Source organism: Pseudoalteromonas sp. MMG005, from assembly GCF_018101015.1.
Taxonomy (GTDB): Bacteria; Pseudomonadota; Gammaproteobacteria; order Enterobacterales; family Alteromonadaceae; genus Pseudoalteromonas; species Pseudoalteromonas aurantia.
Genome location: NZ_JAGJEK010000010.1, coordinates 79,808 through 103,006, shown reverse-complemented (window position 1 = coordinate 103,006; position 23,199 = coordinate 79,808). Strand labels below are relative to the sequence as shown.

Annotated in this window: 20 protein-coding genes; 16 read left to right on the top strand and 4 right to left on the bottom strand. The window is 41.5% G+C overall.

Annotated elements, in window-relative coordinates; all coding sequences use genetic code 11:
- The first annotated feature begins 10 nt into the window (after positions 1–10).
- From leuS to J8M01_RS09470, 16 genes are all read left to right on the top strand, one after another.
- Positions 11–2,599, top strand: a complete 2,589-nt coding sequence (gene leuS / locus J8M01_RS09545) for a leucine--tRNA ligase (RefSeq protein WP_211057825.1) — start codon at positions 11–13, stop codon at positions 2,597–2,599.
- Between the two features lies 1 nt (position 2,600).
- A complete protein-coding gene (gene lptE / locus J8M01_RS09540) occupies positions 2,601–3,098 on the top strand; it encodes an LPS assembly lipoprotein LptE (protein WP_211057824.1) in 498 nt (165 codons plus the stop codon).
- Positions 3,098–4,138 carry a DNA polymerase III subunit delta gene (holA, locus tag J8M01_RS09535; RefSeq protein ID WP_211057823.1) on the top strand — a complete coding sequence of 347 codons (1,041 nt, stop codon included), beginning with the start codon at positions 3,098–3,100 and terminating at the stop codon, positions 4,136–4,138. Before lptE ends, holA begins: the two co-directional genes overlap by 1 nt.
- Before the next feature lie 2 nt (positions 4,139–4,140).
- Positions 4,141–4,770 (top strand): nicotinate-nucleotide adenylyltransferase, encoded by a 630-nt coding sequence (gene nadD, locus J8M01_RS09530; protein ID WP_211057822.1) that lies wholly within the window; start codon positions 4,141–4,143, stop codon positions 4,768–4,770.
- A 54-nt stretch (positions 4,771–4,824) separates the two neighbouring features.
- Positions 4,825–5,142 (top strand): ribosome silencing factor, encoded by a 318-nt coding sequence (gene rsfS / locus J8M01_RS09525; RefSeq protein ID WP_192506675.1) that lies wholly within the window; start codon positions 4,825–4,827, stop codon positions 5,140–5,142.
- A 2-nt stretch (positions 5,143–5,144) separates the two neighbouring features.
- Positions 5,145–5,615: a 23S rRNA (pseudouridine(1915)-N(3))-methyltransferase RlmH gene (gene rlmH / locus J8M01_RS09520; RefSeq protein ID WP_210996058.1), complete on the top strand. Its 471-nt coding sequence runs from the start codon at positions 5,145–5,147 to the stop codon at positions 5,613–5,615.
- A 9-nt stretch (positions 5,616–5,624) separates the two neighbouring features.
- Positions 5,625–7,511, top strand: a complete 1,887-nt coding sequence (gene mrdA, locus J8M01_RS09515) for a penicillin-binding protein 2 (RefSeq protein ID WP_211057821.1) — start codon at positions 5,625–5,627, stop codon at positions 7,509–7,511.
- Positions 7,492–8,601, top strand: a complete 1,110-nt coding sequence (rodA, locus tag J8M01_RS09510; RefSeq protein ID WP_192506672.1) for a rod shape-determining protein RodA — start codon at positions 7,492–7,494, stop codon at positions 8,599–8,601. Before mrdA ends, rodA begins: the two co-directional genes overlap by 20 nt.
- On the top strand, positions 8,598–9,359 hold the full coding sequence (locus tag J8M01_RS09505; protein ID WP_211057820.1) for a septal ring lytic transglycosylase RlpA family protein: 762 nt from the start codon (positions 8,598–8,600) through the stop codon (positions 9,357–9,359). The genes rodA and J8M01_RS09505 overlap by 4 nt, the downstream gene beginning before the upstream one ends.
- A 46-nt stretch (positions 9,360–9,405) precedes the next feature.
- Complete coding sequence (locus J8M01_RS09500) at positions 9,406–10,569, top strand: serine hydrolase (RefSeq protein WP_192506670.1); 1,164 nt, start codon at positions 9,406–9,408, stop codon at positions 10,567–10,569.
- Between the two features lie 141 nt (positions 10,570–10,710).
- The gene (gene ybeD / locus J8M01_RS09495; RefSeq protein ID WP_192506669.1) at positions 10,711–10,989 is read left to right on the top strand and encodes a DUF493 family protein YbeD; all 279 of its coding nucleotides are present in this window, start codon (positions 10,711–10,713) and stop codon (positions 10,987–10,989) included.
- Between the two features lie 15 nt (positions 10,990–11,004).
- On the top strand, positions 11,005–11,658 hold the full coding sequence (gene lipB / locus J8M01_RS09490; RefSeq protein ID WP_211057819.1) for a lipoyl(octanoyl) transferase LipB: 654 nt from the start codon (positions 11,005–11,007) through the stop codon (positions 11,656–11,658).
- A complete protein-coding gene (lipA, locus tag J8M01_RS09485; RefSeq protein ID WP_211057818.1) occupies positions 11,655–12,641 on the top strand; it encodes a lipoyl synthase in 987 nt (328 codons plus the stop codon). The genes lipB and lipA overlap by 4 nt, the downstream gene beginning before the upstream one ends.
- Positions 12,642–12,693: 52 nt before the next feature.
- Positions 12,694–14,412 carry a hypothetical protein gene (locus J8M01_RS09480; RefSeq protein WP_211057817.1) on the top strand — a complete coding sequence of 573 codons (1,719 nt, stop codon included), beginning with the start codon at positions 12,694–12,696 and terminating at the stop codon, positions 14,410–14,412.
- 396 nt (positions 14,413–14,808) lie between these two features.
- The gene (locus J8M01_RS09475) at positions 14,809–15,888 is read left to right on the top strand and encodes a nucleoid-associated protein (protein WP_211057816.1); all 1,080 of its coding nucleotides are present in this window, start codon (positions 14,809–14,811) and stop codon (positions 15,886–15,888) included.
- Between the two features lie 10 nt (positions 15,889–15,898).
- On the top strand, positions 15,899–17,218 hold the full coding sequence (locus J8M01_RS09470; RefSeq protein WP_211057815.1) for a hypothetical protein: 1,320 nt from the start codon (positions 15,899–15,901) through the stop codon (positions 17,216–17,218).
- A gap of 272 nt (positions 17,219–17,490) precedes the next feature.
- Here the strand turns inward: J8M01_RS09470 and J8M01_RS09465 are convergent, their stop codons facing one another.
- From J8M01_RS09465 to J8M01_RS09450, 4 genes are read right to left on the bottom strand one after another with little or no spacing between them, the layout of a single operon-like run.
- A complete protein-coding gene (locus J8M01_RS09465) occupies positions 17,491–18,084 on the bottom strand; it encodes a hypothetical protein (RefSeq protein ID WP_211057814.1) in 594 nt (197 codons plus the stop codon).
- Between the two features lie 2 nt (positions 18,085–18,086).
- Positions 18,087–19,505: a hypothetical protein gene (locus J8M01_RS09460; RefSeq protein WP_211057813.1), complete on the bottom strand. Its 1,419-nt coding sequence runs from the start codon at positions 19,503–19,505 to the stop codon at positions 18,087–18,089.
- Entirely contained in the window at positions 19,506–22,421 is a 2,916-nt protein-coding gene (locus J8M01_RS09455) for a hypothetical protein (RefSeq protein WP_211057812.1), read from the bottom strand.
- On the bottom strand, positions 22,411–23,199 hold the full coding sequence (locus tag J8M01_RS09450) for a Wadjet anti-phage system protein JetD domain-containing protein (protein WP_211057811.1): 789 nt from the start codon (positions 23,197–23,199) through the stop codon (positions 22,411–22,413). Before J8M01_RS09450 ends, J8M01_RS09455 begins: the two co-directional genes overlap by 11 nt.

The window sequence follows — 23,199 nt, the reverse complement described above, 5'->3', positions numbered from 1 at the left end:
GGAAACGTAGATGCAAGAGCAATATAACCCACAAGACATTGAGTCAAAAGTTCAGCAACACTGGGAAGAAAACAAGACATTTAAAGTTGTCGAAGACCAAAGCAAAGAGAAATATTACTGTCTCTCGATGTTCCCATACCCAAGTGGTCGACTGCACATGGGTCATGTTCGTAACTACACCATTGGGGATGTTGTATCTCGCTTCCAACGTTTGCAAGGCAAAAATGTCATGCAGCCGATGGGTTGGGATGCGTTTGGCTTACCAGCAGAGAATGCAGCCATTAAGAACAACACTGCCCCAGCAAAGTGGACCTATGAAAATATCGATTACATGCGTGATCAACTAAAGCAACTTGGCTTTGGCTACGATTGGGATCGCGAAATTGCGACGTGTCACCCTGAATACTATAAGTGGGAACAATGGTTCTTCACCAAGCTGTATGAAAAAGGCCTAGTATACAAAAAGATGTCAACCGTAAACTGGGATCCTGTTGACCAAACTGTACTTGCAAATGAGCAAGTGATCGATGGCAAAGGCTGGCGTTCTGGTGCTGCTGTTGAGCAAAAAGAGATCCCACAGTGGTTCATTAAAATAACTGACTATGCCCAAGAATTATTAGATGACTTAGACAAGCTAGATGACTGGCCTGAGCAAGTTAAGACCATGCAGCGCAATTGGATTGGCCGTTCTGAAGGCTTAGAAATCGATTTCAAACGCGCAGATAACAGCGAAACGTTTACGGTCTACACAACTCGCCCTGACACATTTATGGGTGTGACATACGTAGGCGTAGCAGCAGGCCACCCTATTGCGCAAGAAGCGGCTAAAAGTAATGAAGCAATTGCTGCATTTGTAGAAGAATGCAAAAACACCAAAGTTGCAGAAGCTGATATGGCAACAATGGACAAAAAAGGCATTGATACTGGTTTTACTGCGGTTCACCCGTTAACAGGTAAAGAAGTACCAATTTGGGTGGCAAACTTCGTATTAATGGATTACGGTTCAGGCGCGGTCATGGCCGTACCAGGGCACGACCAACGTGATTTTGAGTTTGCTACTGCATACGGGCTTGAGATCAAACAAGTTATTACCCCTGAACACAACTCTGAGCTAACAGCTGACATCAGTAAAGAAGCATTTACGGAAAAAGGAGCGTTGATCAACTCAGGTGAATTTGACGGGTTAGCGTTTAAAGCTGCATTTGATGCTATTGCTGATAAACTAGAGGCACAAGGTGCCGGTAAGCGTAAGGTTAATTTTCGTTTACGTGATTGGGGCGTAAGTCGTCAACGCTATTGGGGCTCTCCAATTCCCATGTTAAGCGACGAGCAAGGCCAAGAGCTGGCAGCAAGCGAAGATATGCTACCAGTACGCTTACCAGAAGATGTCGTTATGAATGGCGTGACCTCTCCACTTAAAGCTGACCCTGAGTGGGCTAAAACGACCGTCAACGGTGTACCTGTATTCCATGAAACTGATACATTTGATACCTTTATGGAATCATCATGGTACTACGCACGTTACTGTAGCCCTCGTTATGACGAAGGTATGCTAGAGCCTGGTGCGGCAAATTATTGGTTGCCAGTCAATCAATACATCGGTGGTATAGAGCATGCCATTTTACACCTTTTGTATTCTCGCTTTTTCCATAAATTACTACGTGACTTTGGGCTCGTTAACTCAGATGAGCCGTTTGAACGTTTATTGTGTCAAGGCATGGTATTAGCAGAGACTTTTTATCGTAAAGATGAAAAAGGCGGTGATATTTGGATCTCACCAACTGATGTTGAAACAGAAACCGACGACAAAGGGCGTGTTACAAAAGCATGGCACAAAGATGATGGCCAGCCAGTATTTTCTTCAGGCATGAGTAAAATGTCAAAGTCGAAGAACAATGGTATTGACCCACAGACCGTTATCAAACAATACGGCGCTGATACCGTTCGCTTATTTATGATGTTTACCGCACCACCAGAGCAAACATTAGAATGGTCAGACTCAGGTGTTGAAGGTGCACATCGTTTCCTAAAACGTGTGTGGAAATATGCCGTTGACGTTAATGCTGCGGGTAAAGCTGAATTAGACACAAGTGCATTAAGCAGCAATCAAAAAGTATTGCGTCGTGAAGTACACAAAGCCATCGCTAAGGTGACGGATGATTTATCACGTCGTCAAACCTTCAATACGGCCATAGCAGCAATCATGGAGCTGTCTAACAAACTGGCTAAAGCACCACTTAAAGACGCGCAAGATATTGCTATTGCAAACGAAGCGCTACACGCGATCGTTATTATGCTTGCTCCAATCGCGCCACATATGTGTCATGAACTATGGGCTGAGCTTGGGTTTGAATCTGATATTTTAGATGCTGCTTGGCCCGATGTTGATGAGTCTGCGTTAGTTGAAGATGAGAAGCTGATTATCGTGCAAGTCAATGGTAAGCTGCGCGCTAAACTAACGGTTGCAGCCGATGCAACACAAGAACAAGTTGAAGCCATCGCATTTGCAGAAGAGAACGTAACCAAGTTCACTGATGACAAAACCATTCGCAAAGTCATTTATGTACCTGGTAAGTTACTCAACGTGGTAGCAAACTAAGATGCGCCTTGCTCATTTTGTAAAACACGGATTAGCGCTTGCGCTGATCTGTGTTTTGTTATCAAGCTGTGGCTTTCATTTAAAGAAAGCGTCATATTTGCCCCAAGATCTGCAAACAATTATACTCACTGCTGATGATAAGCGCTCTGAGGTATTTGAATTATTAAAAGCGGACTTGAAACGCGCTGACGTGTCAATTATTGATTCAAAACATGCCGTTAACAATGTCTCATTGCATTTATACAAAGATACCTTAGAAAGACAAACATTGAGCTTGTTTAAAAACGGCCAAGTTGCGCAATACGAGCTTGCATATGGGGTTGCCTACCGTATAACTCGTCCTGGGCAAGAGCCTGTTGAGCAGGGTTTTGAATTGTATCGAAATTATCAAGACGATCCTGACAATGCGTTAGCAAAAGCCAAAGAATTAGATATCATTTTGCGTGAACTTCGCCAACTTGCAAGCAAGCGCATTATCAGGGAGTTATCACAACTATAATGCGCAGTTACGCAAATCAGCTTCCGAGTCAACTAAATAAATCACTTCACCCATTTTATATGGTGTTTGGTGAAGAACCTTTCCAAGAAGCGCAATGTGTCTTCGCAATTAAACAAGCAGCTAAACGGCAAGGTTTTGACGAAATCATTAAGTTCAATTACCTCCCTGGCTTTGATTGGCAAGAGCTTCTCGCGCAATACAATAGTATGTCGCTGTTTAGTGCTCGCACACTAATAGAATTCGATTTAAACCAGTTAAAGCCTGGCACACCTGGTAGCCAAGCATTCAAAAAACTGACCGAACATCTTAACCCAGACGTAATTGTTATTATTAAAGGCAGTAAAGCAGGTCAAGATATACAACGTAGCGCTTGGTTCAAAGCACTAGATAAACAGGGTTTGTTTGTTCCGTGTTACACGCTTGCTGGCAATCATTTACACCGTTGGCTAGATGAACAATGTAGCGCTCTACAACTCAACCTTCACCCTGATGCAAAACGCAGTCTGTTAGAAGCAACTGAAGGTAATTTGCTGGCAACCCATCAAGAACTCGAAAAGTTGTCATTATTATATAAACACCAACCTATTGACCATACTCAAGTTTTAAACGGTTTATTAAATCAGTCTAAATACGATATTTTTGATTTAAACTCGGCACTACTACAAGGTGACGCTCATACCGCTATCAAAGTATTACTAAAACTCGCTGATGATAATGTTGAAGCAACCAGTGTTTTATGGACATTTAATAAAGAAGCGCAAACGTTATTAGAGATAAAATCAGCAATGCAACAAGGCGAAAACCTCAATCAGTTGTTTAAACGACATAACATATGGAAAAACCAGCAAGCACTTACACAACATGCGCTCGATAGGCTGACCATTAATCAACTTAAGAACATTATCAATTGTTTGGCTGAGTTTGATGCTGCGTATAAACGCTCTGCTATGGTTGCGCCATACCAAGCACTTGCTCATATCGCATTATCGTTTTGCATGTCGATTGATATGCCTCTTCCCTATCAACTTGACGCTCATTAGTCATGATTGCATTATTTGGTGGTACATTTGATCCTGTTCATCTCGGCCACATCAATATGGCCGAGAATTGTATTACACAATTGGGATTAGAACAGTTGCGCTTTCTACCCTGTGCAATACCTGTCCATAAAGCAGCACCAGGTGTAACCGAACAACATCGTCTCGCAATGCTAGATATTGCAACACGTGAAAATTCATATTTCTACATAGATACTCGAGAATTGCGCCGACAAGGCCCTTCTTATTCTCTTTTAAGTTTGCAAGAATGCCGAGCTGAATATCCAGACCAACCATTAATTTTTTTAATGGGCATGGATTCATTTAATAGTTTACCAGCTTGGTTTGAGTGGCAAGCGATCACGTCTATTTGCCATATCGTGGTATACCAGCGACCGGGGGAAGTTCGCAGTACTCACCCTCCCCTCATCGAGTATTTAAGTAGAAGTGAAGTCACTGATATCTCTCAACTGCATGCCCAAATAAGCGGTCTTTGCTACTTCTTAACTGGAAATGTAAAAGATGTTTCTTCAAGTCAAATTCGTAACTTTATAAAATATCAACAACATACGGAACATTTACTGCAAGCTGAAGTCATAGAGTATATTCGCAAACATCACTTGTATGCTGATTAAGGTCTTTGGCTGTGCTAAAATCGCCGACTATTTTATAACTTAAGAGTAACCCAGTTGAATTCAGAACAACTTTTAGACTTTGCACTAGACAAAGTTGATGATATGAAAGCCCGTGATGTCGTTAAATTAGACGTAAGAGAAGTGTCTACTGTCACTGACTATTTAATCGTTTGTTCAGGCAACTCAAAACGCCATGTACAGTCAATTGCCGACAATGTTGCTAAGGCAGCACGCCATGCAGGTGAAGAACCGTTAGGTCAAGAAGGACAGGATGTCGGTGAGTGGGTATTAGTTGACTTAGGTGAGGTGGTTGTTCACGTGATGCAAGATCAAACTCGAAGCCTATATGATTTAGAGAAACTCTGGGGCTAACTTTGAAAATACAATTGGTTGCCGTTGGCACAAAAATGCCATCATGGGTCGAAACAGGGTTTAAAGAATATCAACGTCGCTTTCCAAAAGACATGGCGCTAGAACTACTAGAGATCCCTGCTGGAAAACGCGGAAAAAATGCAGATATCAAAAGGATTTTACAGATTGAAGGAGAAAAAACCCTCGCTGCAATTCCCAAAGGCAACCGAATTGTTACCCTTGAGGTGACAGGTAAAGCATGGGACACCCATGATTTGGCAAAAAACATGCAAAAGTGGCAATTGGACGGCCGAGACATTAGCTTGTTAATTGGCGGGCCTGAGGGACTTGCGCCAGAGTGTATAGCAGCCTCAGAGCAAAAGTGGTCATTATCAAACCTGACCTTACCACACCCACTGGTTCGCATTATTGTTGCTGAAAGCTTATATCGTGGGTGGAGTTTAAATACCAATCACCCATATCATAGGGAATGACCGCTTCTTATGTTAAAAAAACGGTCAACTATTCGCGATCATTCAGCTGAAGCAAACCTGTTTGCTCGCCGTGCTTTTGTTGGCTTTATTTTTGTTGTATTACTCATTGGTATGTTAATCATGAATATTTACCATTTACAGGTAAAAGACTATGAGACATATCAAACTCGCTCTAATGATAACCGAATTAAGCTTATACCTGTAGCGCCAAATAGAGGGTTAATCTACGATAGAAATGGTGTGCTACTCGCTGAAAATCGCCCGGTGTACAATTTGGAGGTTGTGCCTGAAGATGTTCATGACCTTGAAAAAAGCTTAACCGAATTAGCACAGCTTCTGGAACTAACTGACACACAACAATCCGACTTTTTAAAAGATATCCGCAAACAACGCCGTTTTAAAAGCCAGATACTCAAAGCTCGACTTAATGAGCAAGAAGTCGCCGTTTTCTCTGTTAATCAACATAAATTTCCAGGATTTAGTATTGAAGCAAGACTCGCTCGACACTACCCTTTTGGAGATACATTAACGCATGCTTTAGGCTACGTCGCCAAACTTAATAAAGACGAACTAAGTGAGCTAAAATCCGCTAATCAAGCAACAAACTACCGTGCAACACATGATATAGGCAAACGTGGAATTGAAAAATTTTATGAACAACAGCTGCACGGGACTGTTGGTTCTCAGCGTGTAGAAGTCAATAATCGAGGTCGTGTTATTCGCACCTTAAATATGGAAGCACCAATCCCTGGTAAAGACTTAGTTTTAACACTTGATATCGGATTACAACAAATTGCCCAACATGCATTGAAAGATGCGCGAGGTGCCGTCGTTGTTATGGATCCGAAAGATGGTGGGATCCTCGCGCTTTATTCTAACCCAAGTTATGACCCAAACTTATTTGTACATGGAATAAGTGGCGCTAATTATAAAAAGCTGCTCAATCAAGATCGACCTTTAATAAATCGAACGACCCAAGGAAGTTACGCGCCAGCATCTACCGTAAAGCCACACCTTGCGATATTAGGTTTAGAAGAAGGGATTGTCACGGAGCAAACGCAAGTCTGGGATCCTGGCTTTTTTCAAATACCAAATGTCGACCACAAGTGGCGTGATTGGAAGCGTTGGGGTCACGGCCATGTAGATGTTTATCGTGCTATTGAAGAGTCATGTGATACATATTATTACCGCATTGCATACCGAGCTGGGATCACCAAAATCAGTAACTTCATGTCGCAATTTGGATTTGGAGATTTATCTGGAATAGATATTCACGAAGAAACGACGGCGATAATGCCTACTGTAGAGTGGAAAAAAGAGCGATTCAAAGAAAACTGGTGGCCAGGTGACACGATTTCGGTTGGGATTGGCCAGGGCTATTGGACCGCAACACCAATACAGATAGCTAATGCTCTCACTATTTTAGTTAATCGTGGTGCACATCACCAACCTCACTTGGTTCAAGTGACAAAGCAGGATAATGTTATAAATCAGCTATTCACAGAAGAGAAGGCGCCAGTACAATTACAAAATCCAGACAATTGGCGAATCGCATTGAAAGCCATGCATAACACCGTAGCTAAAACCACAGGCACAGCGCACAAAGCTTTCAAAGGGGTAAGCTACGATCCTGCAGGAAAAACGGGTACTGCGCAAGTTGTCAGTATTGCACAAGGCGAAAAGTATGATGCCTCTAAACTCAATGAACGTCATCGTGACAATGCTATTTATACGGGCTTTGCTCCTTATAATGACCCACGTATCGTCGTCGCTGTTGTCGTTGAAAACCAAGGTGCTGGTAGTTCTGTTGCAGCCCCCGTCGCACGCCAATTAATGGATTATTACTTTTCAGCCTACCCCTTGGAAAATACTGTTAATGATACCTCTAAACTATAAACGCACATTTTGGCAAAAAGTCCACATCGACCTCCCTCTTTTATTTGCGTTGATAATAATGATGTTAGGCAGTTTAACAGTTGTATATAGCGCTAGCGGTCAAGACATTAATATGATGACACGTCATGCAACGCGTATGGCGAGCGCAGTCATCGCATTGCTGTTTATGGCTCAACTCTCTCCTAATACGCTAAAGCGTATTGTGATCCCAATGTATATTGTTGGTTTAGGTATGCTCGTTGCAGTTTTATTTGTTGGTGTCAGTAGCAAAGGTGCACAGCGTTGGTTAGATGTGGGGATCACTCGCTTTCAACCCGCTGAAATTATGAAAATTGCAGTGCCGATGATGGTGGCTTGGTACATTGGGCAACACCGCCTACCACCTTCGATATTGAATCTATTTATTGGTTTTACCATTGTGATGGTTCCGACCATTTTGATTAAAGAGCAACCAGACTTAGGGACTTCTATATTGATTGCTAGCTCAGGTATATTTGTACTCTTTTTATCTGGGTTAAGCTGGCGACTGATTGGCTTTGCCGCGCTTCTTATGGGCCCTGCGGGTTTTGCATTTTGGAGCTACGGAATGCATGCATATCAAAAGCAGCGAGTACTCACATTATTTAACCCTGAAAGCGACCCACTCGGCGCAGGATATCACATCATCCAGTCAAAAATCGCCATTGGGTCGGGCGGAATTGAAGGTAAGGGCTGGTTACATGGAACACAGTCGCAGTTAGAGTTTTTGCCCGAGCGCCATACTGACTTTATTTTTTCAGTACTCAGCGAGGAATTTGGCCTGTTAGGGGTCATATTATTACTTAGTGTGTACTTATTTATCATTGGTCGTGGTTTATACATCGCGGTAAACGCCCAAGATGCATTCAGTAAGTTACTCGCTGGCGCACTAACTATGACATTTTTTGTGTATATTTTTGTGAATATAGGCATGGTATCTGGCTTATTGCCTGTGGTTGGTGTTCCTCTTCCATTAATTAGTTATGGTGGGACATCCATGGTCACCTTAATGGCAGGGTTTGGTATAATCATGGCAATCGCCACAGATAAAAGAATGTTACTCAAATCATGAATCGTGTTTTTACTAATATTTTACGCCTAAGTCTATTAGTCCTGCTCAGTGCATGTAGTACTCGCTACCATATTACACAAGATAAGGCGCCTCTCAGGGTGCCAACAGAATTAGAGATGCACGATGCCCTGGTGACTAATGAACCTAAGAGTGTCAGTACGGGTCGACCTTATACCATTCAAGGCAAACGTTACACGCCAATGTCTGACGAAAAAGGTTATACCGAAATAGGGGTTGCATCTTGGTATGGTCGAAAGTTTCATGGCTATCACACCTCCAACGGCGAAATTTTTAATATGTTTGATATGAGTGCAGCACATAAGACCTTACCTTTACCAAGCTTTGTAAAAGTCACAAACACCGATAATGGCCGAACAGCGATTGTGAGAGTCAATGATAGAGGGCCTTTTCATGATGATAGGCTAATTGACCTATCTTACGCAGCTGCTTATAAATTAGGGTATCACCTAAATGGTACAGCCAAAGTTAAGGTAGAAGCCATTACCATTGACAGAAGTGCGCCTAGATTAACTTACATTCAAGTCGCCGCTGGCAGCAACTTAGATCACTTAAAAAGCCTGTCTGCGACATTACAAAGTAGATTTCAATTACAAACCCCGATTCATTCTGAAAAAGGGCTGTACAAACTGCGGTTAGGACCTATTCTTGATGACAAAACAGCACAAGCCGTGCTTGATAAGCTACGAAAAGGCAAATATAAACATGCCTTCTTGCTTTATAGTGAACATCAACTTTAGAATATACCGTTAACGCTGATTAAATTTAAATAAAACTGCGAGCATAATGACTTTATTAAAACCAAAACTTATTACCAAATTGTGTGGCCTTGTGTGCTCTGTATCCTTATTTGCAGCAAACGCACAAATTATTCCATCAGTTCCTCAAATTAATGCCAAAGGGTATTTCTTGGTCGATTTTACTACCGGTAAAATTATTGCCTCAGGTGAAGCTGATACTAAACTGGCGCCCGCAAGCTTAACGAAAATGATGACTAGCTATGTCATCGGAACCGAAATTGTATCTGGTAATATTGCACCGACAGATATGGTAACCATCAGCGAAAAAGCGTGGGCTAAAAACTTTCCAGAATCGTCTAAAATGTTTATTGAAGTCGGAAAGCAAGTCAGCGTTGACGACCTTAATAGAGGGATCATTATTCAATCCGGTAATGATGCGTGCGTAGCGATGGCTGAGCACATCGCTGGCAGTGAAGATGCATTTGCAGATCTCATGAATGCACATTCTGAAAAACTGGGTATGACCAATACCCATTTTATCAATAGCCATGGTTTAGATACTGATCAGCATTATACAACGCCGCGAGATATGGCAACATTAGGGGTAGCGCTTATCCGTGATGTGCCTGAAGAGTATGCTCTATATAAAGAAAAATCTTTCACTTTTAACGGAATTAAACAGTATAACCGTAATTCTCTACTGTGGGATGCGAGCTTAAATGTAGATGGCATAAAAACGGGCCATACTTCAGAAGCTGGGTATAGCCTTGTGACCTCTGCAACCAAAGATGACATGCGCTTGGTGTCTGTGGTCATGGGCACCACAAGCGAACGTGCACGTATGGTGGAAAGCAGAAAGTTACTCAACTACGGATTCAGATTTTTTGAAACAATCACACCATATAAAGCAGGTGATAGCTTTGCAGAACAGCGTATCTGGATGGGAAATAAAGAAACTGTATCTTTAGGCATTCTTGAAGATACACCAATTACTATCCCTCGAGGACAGCGTAAAAACTTAAAAGCCAATTTTGAACTTGATAACACGCTAGAAGCGCCATTAACAAAAGGCTCTAAAGTGGGCACTTTATATTTACAGCTTGAAGGCGAAGAAATTGCTAAATATCCACTAGTTACGCTAGAAGAAATTGAAGAAGGTAGCTTCTTCAGTAAGGTCTACGACTACTTACGTTTACAGATCATGCAATAGTTTAAAATGTATTCATACAACGCTCCTCTTTGGGGCGTTTTTTTTTACCTCAAAAATGATAGAATGCCGCCATTACTGAGCATGATGCGCCAAGAGCAATGCAATTCGCTCACCTAAACATAAAGTAGTGAGGATACCGTCGTGGTAAAACCTGTAAAAGATACTAAGTTTGATGAATTTTTAGAATTCCCATGTCCGTTTACTTTCAAAATCATGGGTCTTGCAAACGTAAACCTAACTGACCAAGTGATAGCCAAATTACAAGCGATTGTACCAGGAGACTACTCACCCAAGGTCAAGCCGAGCAGTAAAGGGACCTATGAGTCGATCACCGTCGTCGCTACCGTAGGTTCCAAGGAACATATTGAGCAGATTTATACTGATGTAGGCGGTTTAGATGATGTCCGCTACGTGCTGTAAATAGTAGAGAGCAACATGAAGCATAATTCAGTGATTGTTCGTCAACTTGGCCGTCGTAGTTACGAGCCAATCTGGCATAAAATGCAGTCTTTTACTGATACCAGAGACGACAATACCGCAGATGAAATATGGCTGGTAGAACACGAGCCGGTATTCACTCAAGGTCAAGCTGGTAAGAAAGAACACTTACTTTGCACCGGTGATATTCCTGTAATAAAAGTCGACAGGGGTGGCCAAGTCACTTACCACGGACCTGGTCAACAAATGATGTATGTGCTATTAAACTTACGCCGCTTAAATATTGGTGTTCGTGAGCTAGTAACTTGGTTAGAAGAAAGCATCGTCGACTATTTAGCAGAGATAAACATTAAAGCCTATGCAAAAGCAGATGCACCTGGTGTTTACGTTAATAATAGTAAAATAGCTTCCTTGGGGTTAAGAGTCCGTCGTGGCTGTTCGTTTCATGGATTAGCACTGAACGTTAATATGGACATGGGTCCATTCTTACGTATTAATCCATGTGGCTATGCCGGTATGGATATGATTCAAACGAGTGATTTAAATGGTCCATCAAATATGAATGATGTATCAGATGGACTAGTAAAGCACATGTTACAACGCTTAAAAGCTGAACATGTTGAGCAAATTGAAGGGTTTGAAAACGAATGAGTAAACCAGTAAAAATGGAGCCAGGGGTAAAGCTTCGTGACGCCGAAAAAATGGCACTTATCCCAGTAAAAGTATTGCCTACTGAACGAGAGGAAATGCTCCGTAAACCTGAATGGTTAAAAATCCGCTTACCAAAATCAAGTGAGCGTATTGATGGCATCAAACAAGCAATGCGTAAACACGGTTTACACTCTGTGTGTGAAGAAGCATCATGTCCTAATCTATCCGAATGTTTCAATCACGGTACCGCCACATTCATGATCCTTGGTGCGATTTGTACTCGCCGCTGCCCATTTTGTGATGTTGCTCATGGCCGCCCGCTTAAACCAGATGCAGCCGAACCAGAGAAGCTCGCTCTCACGATAAAAGACATGAAGTTGAGTTATGTCGTGATCACCTCAGTCGACCGTGATGATTTGCGCGACGGAGGGGCTCAGCACTTTGCCGACTGTATTAAAGAAATTAGAAAGCACAGTCCCAATATCACTATTGAAATTCTAGTGCCTGATTTCAGAGGCCGTATGGAAAAAGCGTTAGAGATCCTTTCCCAAACACCACCAGACGTTTTCAACCATAACCTAGAAACTGCCCCTAGGCTGTATAAGTTAGCCCGCCCAGGCGCTGATTATAAATGGTCGCTCGAATTGCTACGCCGCTTTAAAGAAGCACACCCTGAGGTTAAGACTAAATCAGGCCTGATGGTTGGGTTAGGTGAAGAAATTTCAGAGATTGAAGAAGTATTACGCGATCTAAGAGAGCATAACGTAGACATGCTTACCGTTGGTCAGTACTTACAACCTTCAAAACACCATTTACCTGTTAAACGCTACGTGCCACCTGCTGAGTTTGACGCACTAAAAGAGTATGCCGATGAAATTGGATTCGTCCATGCAGCATCAGGACCCTTTGTTAGATCTAGCTACCACGCAGATCAACAAGCCGCGGGTAAAGAAGTTGTGAGTTACAACGTTAAGCGCGACTAAACAACGCTATTTTGTACTACAACGATATTTTGTACTGTAAGGAAGAGTAAAGATGTCGCAAGGAATACCTAAAATTAGTGAATTTCCTTGTGACGATCGTTATTGGAGGGTCGATTGGTTTGGCGCTATTGAACGCAACCCAAACGTGCCCTCCGAACCTTTCTTACAAATCGTAATAAGCCCTCTCATTCAAAATGAAAGCATAGACTCCACCGCTAAACACCTCGCTTCCACTCATGTCACAAATTATGATGACCAAACAGTTATAAAAATTGGTGTTGGACAGCTTCCATTTATATCTATCGGTTCGATCTGGCTAAATGGCCAATGCCAAGCAGCCAAGGCTGGTCAAGCGAAGCTTTTACATAATCTTCATATCACCGAACACACCACTCAATCCGTCCCTGGTAATCATAAAGTTGAGGATAAAAACCTCATTCCGTACGACTCTTATCGAACGGGAAAAGGGTTTATGGCTAACCTGATAGCCATTGAACATGATGAAGACCCCTTTGGAATACTGGTTCCTGTTATGGAGTTAATTCGCTTCTATTACGCCGTTTCGACAGGCATGGCGCACATTGTTTTTTCTGGCGATTTAAAACATCAGCCTCAGAATGCGATTAATACCGAAAAGTGCGGCTTTGATGAGGGAGAGAAACGCTGCATACTGCATCTAAGGCAACACCTGTCAGACGAAGATGGTTGGGTCATTGGCAGAGCACTCACATGTAAAGAAGCTTGGGAAGGCTTTACGCTGCCACATGACACTATAATGAAACACTCGTTGAATACAAAGTTTCTTCATCCCCAGAGTGCGTTTCCATTCTCAGGCTCAAGTAACCTAAAAGTCAGAGGTAAGTTCATTCCTGCTAAAGATGAACTATCAAAAAGTGGCTGGCGATATCTAGTATTGGCCATAGAGCACTGTACAGCACCATTTCCTTTTGAGCATCTTACGGCTGATAGAGACAATAACAATAGTCAGGCTGAGGGAGAAAATAAAATCAATGATGGTGATAAGAAACCAGCGTTTCCTCAGCCTAAGCATAAAACGTCAAATGCTGATAAGCCTTTTCAAAGTCAAAATGAGCCAAATAAAAATAAAACCAATGAACATGTGCTCTTACCAACCGACAGGTTTGGCGCAATCATGGGCAAAAAAGTCGATAGGCCTAAAAAAGATCAATGTCGTTATATAAGTGCACTACGCTATGTGCCAAAAGAAAAAGAGCCAAAACAGCTTGGAACTGGACAAGGTAATTCTGGTGATCCAAAGACTGGTCGTGGCCACGCAAACCCAATCCGAACACGTCGCCAAGCCCTACCAGCCAGCTTTGAAACATTTGAAGAGGCCATCCAATTACTCTCTCAAGTTGAGGGCGTAAAAGCCCGTCTACGACCCATAGAAGAAGCCATTGAGTATATCCCGCTCACAAAGCCTGCCGATAAAAGGCAATGGTCGTACTTAGACTCAAGCTCGTACTGTCGACGACAAGTAATTATTGCTGACATTCACTATCAAAACCGATGGTATACGCTGATTGAGTTTGAGATGCGTAACAAAGAAAATCGCAGTGTTGCATTAGTTTATGCCGAAAACTTCGAGTATTATTCTAACCAGAGGCTGAACAATTTACTGCATCAGCTTGCAATAAAAAAAGGGATCTGGTTAAACATCCCCTCAATTCCCAACATGACGATTAAAACCATGAAGCATACATGGTCAACACCGTTAGATTTTAAGAGCTCTATCTTTGATAGGCTTTGAATGCAGGCGGGGAAAGAAAAACAGGATTGGCATAAATACACGAAACGTAAGTCAAGGCTGGCTATTATCCTAACCAGCCTGCACATCAGCTTTGATTAAAGCACACTAGCTTCATCTGAGTGATTCGACTTTGCTTACTTTGTTTTTATATTTTGAGCCTGTACGAAGTGGTCTCACAGTATAAAATAGCATTGCCTCGTAGTCCGTAGAAGGTCAATCCTTGCTTTTTAACCGATTCACACTTAGCTCTCTAGCAAAATGTAAGACTTGACCAAAGCTCCAGACAAACTCCAAAAGCTCTATTATGAAGTCATCACTTAATTTTCACCCAATACAATGAAACAAATGATAATTTTATGTAACATATAGGTGAATTTAATAATATAAGTGATCGTTATGGCAATTTTACTCAGTCAAGTTGTGATCCATGAGTTAATCAAGGAGCAACGTGAACCTATTCAGCCTTCAAATGTGAAAGAGGAAACTTTACCTGCTGATAATCCAACTATCCAAAAACTTGTTGAGGGCATTGTTGACCTTTACGGGAAGAAGAATAATAGTGCTCAATATGGTGTTTTTGAAACAGGAGATGCGCGTGGAAACTTTCCAGATGCATTTGAAGGTTACAAAGGTGCCGAAGAAAATGAAGATAATTTTATTGAAGCAACGAAAGTGGCGATGACGCAGCTATACCTCAAGGCTGCTGACAAGCCAACTGCTAGCGGTGGTTATATTTTATTTGCTGACTATGTGCAGAATGATGTTCGTTACTTCTTGTCAGCGATGGTTAAGCAAAAACCAGGTTACAAAATAACCGGCGCGCTGAAGGTTGAGGACTTAGAATATATTGATTTAAGTAGGTTACATCAGGCTGCCAAGGTAAATTTTGCCAAGTATGAAGAGTTTGCAGCGGCAGATGAAGTAGAACAGTTAGATATCAACTATTTGAGCTTTGTTAGCCCTCGAAACAATAAGGCGACAGCTGGTTACTTTATTTCTGCGTTTGGATGTAAGGCGGGTGCTCCTTCTGCCAAGGCAACTGAAGCCGTAGTGAAGGAAAGTGTAGCGTTTTTTAATGCAGACGAGACGCTGTCAGCGCATGCGGCTGAGCTGAGTAAGAAGTTGTATGAATACCTAGATAATAAGCAAGGGGAAAATCAGCCTGCAAAATTGTCAGAGATTGAGCATATTGCGCGGGAATTCTTTCCCGCAGATGAAGCCGATAACTTAGCTGAAGAGCTTGTGGCACACCTTAACAGTGATGAGGTAGGTGTGCCAAGCGAGTTTTCGGTTAACAAGACGCGGCTACACAAGATGACGCACATAGTGTATAAAGGCGATGATTTTCAGCTGACACTGGATAAAGATGATATTGGTCAGGACGCTGGCTCCAGATTTTACTATGATGGTAATAGGCTAGTTATTAATGAGTTGCCTGATGAGTTTAAAGATATGTTAGACGAGCATTTTGGCTAGGAGAGATAACGTGACACTGGATAATGTGGTCGCCATATACAGGGCTTTGGGATGCCCTGAGATACAAAGACGCCAGTTTTTTTCTGGGGAATTTGTTGCGACTGAAGAAACCAGTGTAGCCTTTGATGCACTGCTTAGCAATGAAGGTGGAGGGCCTGCTCGCGTAACTGAGGCAGATTGTGATGGCGTTGACTTAATACTTAATAACCATGATATTACGGTCGGCTCAAAAATTACGGCTAAGGTTAGGTTAGCGGGAAACAGCCTTGAAAAATTTTACGCCTCCTATGGTGACTTTTTATCTTCTTCTTCCATCAAGCAAGGTATGGTGCCTGCGAACTTTTATATTATTGAAGGCGATGACTTCTTCAGTTCCGAAGGTAATATAGATAATGAAACGCGCTTAGAACAGTTTAATGCATTATGTGAGGTTATACGCGGCTTGCAAGAGCTTGCTCATTATCATGACAAAGATGTTGTTGATGATCAGAACAAGCTGGTGTTCCTAAGCGCTGAAGAAAATAAATCATGTCCAGTGGTCTTAGATATTTGCTTAAGGGAAGAGATGTTGACTGCTGATTTATCGGATATCAGTGTTTTGACATCTTTATTGAGTGATGAAGCGAAGCTGGAAGCGCATTATGAGCCAAGAAAAAGTATTTTTTATTCTTCGCTTGTTGAGTTTGTTGCAGGGTTCTCCCCCGAAGTCGCGTTTTGTAAGCTGGTTGAGAACTGGCCGGATTTTACTGACGTTTATCAAAAAAATCATAGTACTTACCTGAGTGGCTTTGCTTTTCATAAGGCAAAGAAAGAGGTCGCGGAATCTGAGATTAAGCTCGCAGAGCAGCTTTCGAAAGTAACGAGTGAGCTGACTGGAAAGCTATTTTCAATCCCTGTGTCAGTTGCTGCTATTGTTGCAATGTTTCATAAAGACAGCACGCTGGTTACTAATATGCTTGTTGTATTAGGTTTGGTGCTGACTGCCATACTGATTGTAGGGGTAGTGATTAACCAAAGGAATCAGCTGGAATCTGTAAAGCAAGCTAAAGAGATTGTTGAGCAATCGATTGAAGGTAAGAAGAGCAGCTACCCAGATGAGTTAAATGACCATATTGATAGAATGTCTAGGCGGTTAGATGACAATATTGCAACTGCTGGGAGATGGTTGTTTATATTTCGTACGTTGGCTTGGGTGCCAGCGTTAATTGCGGTGGTGGTGTTTTACGCACAATACTCTAACGGTGCATTGATTCAGAATGCGATTCGTTCTTACGGAATTCTTGGCTCTATGGTGGAGATATTCTGGTCATGGGCTGTTTCTTTGCTGTGATTAGGAATAAAGTTCATATTAAAACTCTAGGATAGAAACTTATACATAGTCTCACAGTGATTTTTAATGTAACACTATTTAGTGTTACATTGCTTTTGAAAACTTAAACAACGATATTTTTGAATCGTCGTAGCCTGTAGCTATATTTTCAACCATAAGCTAAGTTTTGGTACAAAAGAGCGATGGTACTCACACCTAAACGGAGCGCTATCTTAACCAGATTGAAAAAGCAAAATTCTTGTCTGGAATTCGTACGTTAAGGATGGCCTGCCTTAATATACTGAAGAGGACAACTCTCTCTCTCGCTCTATTAGAGTATCTATCATTGTCATGGCCCCTTTGCTTAAAACATATCGACTCTGACTAACTCGAAAGGCAAAGCCCCTTTTTTTGATGAACTCAAGTGCATCAATTGGGGTTTTTAATTTTAAAGTTTTGAAAATTGCACTCGTTGTTTCATCATCTGCCAGCGCTGCAATATCATTACCTGTGATTCCCTGTACAGGTTCGCTTAAAAAAGCTAGCGGCTGTCCGCGCTGAGTCATTAGTCGACTTACGAGTGTTAAGATCGCAATGATTTTTAAAGATGTTTCATCAAACACAGTATCTTCGCTTTCGCTCTCAGCTATTGATTTGAGGGAAAAAAATTCGCCTGGATCATCGTGAATTAGTTCATAGCCTAAGTGTCGATATAAGTGATTATAATGGCCTTCATGCTGGCGAATTTCATGATAAGTCTTTGACTCAACAAATTGTGCTTGTGAGATTATGTATTCCTTGCGATTAATTATACTGCCGGAATTGAAAGCTCGATATATTGTCTGCGACAATTGCTCATCAGCATCTAAAAATGTATTACGATCCATATTCAATTAACTTCCGTCTGTTGTTTGTTTACCGAAACCAGATGACGCACTCTGTACTGGAGTTCGTATACATCATCTATCATTTTTTGATATTCATTTTTCAACTCCAACCGATAGTTAGGTGAGTTGATAAGTCTGGACTGTACTTCGAATAAATCTGACAATTTAAAATCCGGCCATTCCTGAATTAGCTCTTTATGAGCCAAGGCGATGAAATCTGTGTCGAGTGGCCAGTCAAAATTATCTACCCATCGAGCCAAACGTTGAGAATGCTGCAATTTCTTAGCATTTTCCTTACTGATACTTTCTGATAAAAGTATTTTTTCTGTATTTTCATGGGCATAGCTTTGAACGCGCGTAGCCAATTCATTGAATGCAACGTCTAAAAATGAAGGGGATTTTTCTGTCCTGAACGGAGCTATTCTGCTAAGAGTTGGGCACTGAACTGACATTCCCAGTGGCTTTAAATCCGACATATTAATGAATTTGTTACGCAGGTCTCCCCCCAAAGTATTTTCATAGGCAGCAAGTACTACTGAGTAAGCACGATCGATAGCGCTGTGCTCATATAATGATTGCTGTGTTTTTTGAAGGTAGATACTAACTTGATTAGCGACTTGTTTAATTGGTGAAAATAAATCTAGATACTGTACTTCGTAGCTCAACATCAAATATGCACGACTCGTATCGTTTACCGTGTGGAAAAAAGAACGGAAATATTCCAGTGTGAGAAAAATACCATCACCTTCCTCATAGCGTGTATGCTTGTCGAGAAACACCTTCAGCGGATCTATTTCTCTCTGATATAACTTAGCTGCCATGTTGTATGATTCACGCTTTGCTTCTAGCTGGGAATAACCCTGAGGATCCGCTGTGGCGGATTTTTCAAATTCAACACCTACATTTTGGAGCTTAGCAATGTTTGCTCGGATCTTTCCCAATAAATCGCTTACTCGGTATATCAAATCGTCAACCCACTCAAGGTAGTCTATAGTTCCTGGTGTTGTACTCAATTTGCCGCGCTTAACCTGTCGCATCAAAGACCATAACGGTGTCATGGCAGCATTTAACGATACTTTTGTTAACGGGCGGTACAGACTTACTCGGCATAACCGAAATACATCAAACACGCTAGTGTTGAATAATAACTTCGTAACTCCATCAACATTGCGACGGTCATTAATGATCCGTGCCTGTAATAGATTATCCACATCAAACACCAAACTTACTTCATTTGCCTGTTCGTCAGAAAGTTGCTCCTTTAAAGCTATTACAAATGAGTAGAATATAGTCTCTGGAATAGCACCAGCATGATTAATGTCTGCAAATTCGATGGTTTTGAACATGACTTCACGGTAGCGCAGTAATCTCTGTAGTGTTTCCAGCGTACTGAACTGTTTATTAGTGATTTTTCCTGCCATCTAAGCATCCTCTAAGGCAAGTTGAGTTTGGTGCTTGCGAATGAACTCTTGCTCGGGAGAAAAGCACGTTTTAACCCGTTTACGATCATACGGCTCTGCGGTACCCATCTCATCCATGAACAAGTATTGCCCGAATGCATCAATCAGATCGGCGCTTTTGCCGTGAGTTGTTGCTCCGATAAGTGTGTGACCTTTTTCATTTAGAATTCGTGTCAATGGAGGAATTTGTTCATGACTGACGGTGCCAACTTCATCTAAGATAAGCGGAAACGAAATAGCGCTGATATCATCGCATAGACGTTGGATGAATATTTCAGCGAAGTGCATATTAATCAATATCAGTGTGGAAGTTGACTGTGCCTTCTCGTCCCACATTTCACCTGGCTTTTTAGTCATGTAGCTGGCTTGTTTGATAATATTTTCCATGCGTAATTTACCGTCTAAGCTATTTACAGCATCGGAATGTAAAAATTGTTGGAGTCTTGCATACCAGCTTGCGGGTAAAGTTGCTGCTGTATTCAAATCATCAAATTCTCGCCAACTAAGTACTAAGTCATCAAAGGACCCATTGAGTACAACTTTCAGTTTGACTGCCTCTAAGTCATTTATTGTTGCTTTTGCCAGTTCTTCATTTATGCGCTGAACTGTCTGTTCTATTTTGATCTTTGTTTTATCTAACCGTTCTAAGCGGTTGCGCAAGTAGCTATTATGCAGTGCTGTATCTTTTTCTAGTTGGCTTTGTGTTTGGTCAAGCGTTTGGAATTTTACAGAGAGAGTCTCAAAACTCTTGCTAATGGCAGCTTGTGAGCGGTTGTTTTCCATAATTCCATGCTCGTCTTTTATTATCCCTTTTACGCAAAACTGCACAAGTTGGGTATATACCCTTTCCCTGGCGTCTTTGCTTCGTTCTAGCTTTTGAGCGTAAGTTTGAAGTTCTTCCGTAAGGGGAAGCGTAATGTTTTCTGGAGAATCTGTGGGTTTTAATGTTTCAGTAAGGTGTTGTACTCGAGGATAACGCAAACAGTCACTCTTGATGCTGTTGTTCAATCGTGAAATTTGCAAGCATATTCCTGCGGCTATTTCGCGTTCCGACTCAGCTTTCTCATAGGCTAGTTGAGAATTTTCTAAATGTTTAAGGTTTTTCTCATCCTCGGCTTTCTTCCCCTCTTTGATTTTATATAGTTTTTCTAATTCTTCCTGCACTTCTTTTTTGCGTTGAAACGTTAATTCAAATCTTTTAAGGGTCTCTAAGTCTGATTCAGTCAGATTTATTTCTTTTTCTACTTTGGATATCTCCGATGCGTTATGCAGTGTGGAGCTATCGTTTAGTCTTAATAACTCCTTTTCTTCACTGATATAGCTATTCCTTAGTGAATCACAGTCTAAAGTTTGCTCACTGATAGAGCGCTCAGCAGTGTAAGCCGTAATAGGAATTTTCTCGTCAAAAAATTGAAGGTGCGATTCGCTTAATGTAAATAACTGAAGAAATTTTGAAATGACTTTGGTTTCACCTTCGGTAAGCAAGCGCCTAGGGTTTGCGTTAACCATAAGCGGGTTAATCGAATACAGTTTTCTGGCTTCGCTTTCGGTTAATTGCGCTTTGATAGACAAGGCCTGGTTAGCCTCACGTTCTTTTAATTTTTTGAGGTTGTCCTTTTCTTGCTGGATCAGGTGCTTCAATTCTTCTAACCTGATTTTCCGTGCACTGGCGTTGGCATACTGAGCTAACTTTTCCTTCCTTTCTTGAAGGTGTTCATCTAACGCATCAAGTACTTCAGATGTAGAGTGGCCTGGGTATGGCTGGCAAATGAGTTCACATTTTTCTAATATTAACTCACGCTGTTTTAGCTCTCTTTCAGCTTTTCCGATATCGTGCAGATTTAAATTAAGAGCTTCTTTGCTCTCTTTTGACGCCTTATCAGCTTCTTCATAAGCCAACTTTAACGGTTCCACTTTCTGGCACAGCAGGCGGTGCTTCTGCTCATGGTGCAACCTCAAAGAATCAACATTTATCATAAGCTGTGCGTATTCAAGCTCATGAGTTTGTTGGGCCTTTTGGATTGCAAACTCTTTGGTTAATTCTTCGAATGCCGGAATGTTTGCTTTAAGCTGGGCTAACTCAACACGTTCTTTTTCTAGCCTGTCGTGATCATTAATAAGTTGTTTTACATTTACTTCCAGAGGCTGCGCCCCCTGATCTTGAGAATCAATCGCCGTCGCCGTCATTAGCTGAAGTGATTTTCCATCCTGGTTGAAGATCAACTTGACTAGCGAACGCAGAGACTCAATTGAGTTCTTTGACAAATCATGCAGCGGGTATATTACAAATGGGCAATCATCAGGATGTAAAACATCGATATTGTATAGTTGTTTTTTTAGTTCATCTTGATTGCGAATAAGTGTCGTGTTTTTGTTGATTTCTTTCAACGCACTAAGTAAATTTTCCCCTGGCGGAGAATCTGGTCTCCCACCACTAGTTCCTTTTGATTTGTCCCAAAACAAATGCGCGATATCCTCAAATGGAGACGCTATAAAAAATCGATTAAGCTTATAGTTGTTACCGGCAGAAATAATCTGACAATGACGCCGTACCCCGCCCCCAATAAGCTTGTGCTCTACCTCAAGGATCAGCTTGCTATGAACCGACTGAAAGTAATAGTTTTTCACCTGATCCTTAGTGTAATACTCTTTATCTGTCGTTTTTTCGGGCGTTTTAAAGGCAAATTTTTTATCACAGTCATTTAGATTAAGTTCAGGAAGTAAGCAGAAGCGTACTGCATTTACGATGCTTGTTTTTCCCCAGTTACCTTTAGCTAGTAGAACAAGGTTTCTATCCAGTGGAACCTCAGCATAAGCAAAAGAAGCAGAATCTACTGCAATTATCCGTTTCAAATTTACAGAAAACCTATTGTTCACATTCTTCTCCTAAGAATATTTCTTGCTCAATAAAACCCAACCCTTTAGAAAATAAAGAAGTAAGTTCGTCAAATCTCCAATGGTGTGCCTTGTTTAGTGCCTTTATAAACTGTTGCTGCTTGTCTGGTTTATGGCAATGGCCGTAGTAGCAGGCTAGGTTTGAAGGCATTGTGAATATTATTTTGTCGCCGAGTTGCTTCTGTAATGTTTCAAAAATCTCTAACCCGGCTAGGTCGTAATCTGGGCAGTAATACACTCTTTCAAATTGTGATAAAAACCGTTGTGTTTGCTTGTGAGTGATAGCGTTTCCTGAAGAAAAAATAATTAACGATTCCGCTCCAATATCTTCAAGTTCCATAGCAACAATGAAGTCTTCACTAAAAGTAAAGCAGTCACTGTTCTCAATAAGAATGACCGGCGTTGAGTGGTCAAAATTGGACATTTCTTCCGGTGTTTTTTTTGGGGTGCACTCAATGGCTATGAGAGTTTGAGCATTTACACCAAATTTCGCAGTGAGGTATGCAGAATGTGCACTATGTCGATGTGAATTGCCTTGTTTAGCCGCATGTATACGCGAGCGACTGGGGGCATATTTTGCAAGTAACTTGTCAAATAAATCATAGTTGGAAATGTGTATAAAATATCGTTCATGTCGAACAAATTCAGCCACGCCCAGAGACTCAAAATTTACATGCTCATTATTTAGTAGTGTTATGAAACGAGTCGCGTTTATTGTTCTTCCTGACTCAATCGCTTTCAAATAAGGGTATAAATTCAT

Coding starts and splice junctions, on each gene's coding strand:
- J8M01_RS09465 (WP_211057814.1), bottom strand. CDS start 18,084: ATGGATCGTAATACATTTTTAGATGCTGATGAGCAATTGTCGCAGACA.
- lipA (WP_211057818.1), top strand. CDS start 11,655: ATGAGTAAACCAGTAAAAATGGAGCCAGGGGTAAAGCTTCGTGACGCC.
- lptE (WP_211057824.1), top strand. CDS start 2,601: ATGCGCCTTGCTCATTTTGTAAAACACGGATTAGCGCTTGCGCTGATC.
- J8M01_RS09460 (WP_211057813.1), bottom strand. CDS start 19,505: ATGGCAGGAAAAATCACTAATAAACAGTTCAGTACGCTGGAAACACTA.
- holA (WP_211057823.1), top strand. CDS start 3,098: ATGCGCAGTTACGCAAATCAGCTTCCGAGTCAACTAAATAAATCACTT.
- nadD (WP_211057822.1), top strand. CDS start 4,141: ATGATTGCATTATTTGGTGGTACATTTGATCCTGTTCATCTCGGCCAC.
- rodA (WP_192506672.1), top strand. CDS start 7,492: ATGATACCTCTAAACTATAAACGCACATTTTGGCAAAAAGTCCACATC.
- J8M01_RS09500 (WP_192506670.1), top strand. CDS start 9,406: ATGACTTTATTAAAACCAAAACTTATTACCAAATTGTGTGGCCTTGTG.
- J8M01_RS09475 (WP_211057816.1), top strand. CDS start 14,809: ATGGCAATTTTACTCAGTCAAGTTGTGATCCATGAGTTAATCAAGGAG.
- J8M01_RS09505 (WP_211057820.1), top strand. CDS start 8,598: ATGAATCGTGTTTTTACTAATATTTTACGCCTAAGTCTATTAGTCCTG.
- J8M01_RS09480 (WP_211057817.1), top strand. CDS start 12,694: ATGTCGCAAGGAATACCTAAAATTAGTGAATTTCCTTGTGACGATCGT.
- lipB (WP_211057819.1), top strand. CDS start 11,005: ATGAAGCATAATTCAGTGATTGTTCGTCAACTTGGCCGTCGTAGTTAC.
- leuS (WP_211057825.1), top strand. CDS start 11: ATGCAAGAGCAATATAACCCACAAGACATTGAGTCAAAAGTTCAGCAA.
- J8M01_RS09450 (WP_211057811.1), bottom strand. CDS start 23,199: ATGAATTTATACCCTTATTTGAAAGCGATTGAGTCAGGAAGAACAATA.
- mrdA (WP_211057821.1), top strand. CDS start 5,625: ATGTTAAAAAAACGGTCAACTATTCGCGATCATTCAGCTGAAGCAAAC.